The organism is Mesorhizobium sp. B3-1-8, from assembly GCF_006439495.1.
Taxonomy (GTDB): domain Bacteria; phylum Pseudomonadota; class Alphaproteobacteria; order Rhizobiales; family Rhizobiaceae; genus Mesorhizobium.
Genome location: NZ_VFTK01000088.1, coordinates 1 through 1,177 on the forward strand (window position 1 = coordinate 1; position 1,177 = coordinate 1,177).

Sequence of the window (1,177 nt, forward strand, 5' to 3'; positions counted from 1 at the left end):
GCAAACCATAGCTCGTTCGCATCGATGCCCGTACCAAAGTCCAGTTCGTCATTGTCATTGTAGGCGCCGGATTCGACGATTGTGTCGGAGCCGTCTCCGGCTCTGAAATGATACTGGTCGTTGCCAGCTCCGCCCACCAGCGTGTCGTTACCTATGCCACCCATTAGAATGTCATTGCCGGCGTTGCCGTTTAGCATCTCGTTGCCCGCCACGCCGAAGACAAAGTCGGCCCCGCTGGAGCCGTTCGCGGTGGCGCCTGCGGAACCCGCGACGACGAGATTGAGCGCGCCGACGCCATCCAGCTGCAGCTTCTCGATCTTGGCAAAGACCGTCGCCTGCTGGCTGATGTTTATTTCACCAGCCGAATTGCCGTCGATTGTGACGACCAAATCCTCCCCCCTTGGACCCGTCCAGGAGAACGACAAGTCGTCGGTCGCAATCCCGCCAGTGAGCGTGAGCGTGTCGGACCCTGTTTGGGAAACGGCCTTCAGCAAGGAATTTGTACTGGTCTGCCAGTAGTATCCGCTCACCCATGTGTCGACGATACCCGTGGCGGACACGCCCACCTGATTCGCCGCATTGATATCCGCAGCGGCGTTCGTATCCACCATAATCATGTCCCGGATGATATCGTTGCCGTCGCCGGGCCGATAAATATAGGTATCCGAGCCATCGCAACCATTTAGATAATCGTCGCCAGTCTGGCCAACCAACGTGTCGTTCCCGGCATCGGAGTCCCCGCCCTCAAGTTGGTCATCGCCCGCGCCGCCATAGAGGATATCATTGCCGTAATCGCCATTGAGGTAGTCATTACTCCCTAGGCCGAACAGAATGTCGGCGTTCACGGAGCCAATCGCTGTCGCGTCAACCGCACTCGCAACCACGAAGTTCATCGCGCCCAGGCCGTCCAACTGGAGCTTTTCTATCTTTGCAACCCCAGTCTTCTGCTGATCCATTCGGATGCTGTCGCTAGCGGGACCGCCCGCTATTGTAAGCTGCAGATTGTCCACGCCTACGCCGGTCCACGAGAAGGTAAGGTCATCCGCCTTGATGCCGCCTTCCAACGACAGCGTGTCGGAGCCGGTCCCGTCGATCAGCTTCAGCAGGCTGTTGCTGCTTGTCTGCCAGAGATAGCCACCAATCCATGTGTTGGTGTATCCGGTCGCGGATACACCCA

Annotated in this window: 1 protein-coding gene; it reads right to left on the reverse strand. The window is 58.2% G+C overall.

The window, feature by feature from the left end:
• Nucleotides 1-1,177: calcium-binding protein (locus FJ424_RS33350; protein WP_140786399.1), on the reverse strand; the 1,177-nt coding region annotated here is incomplete at both ends.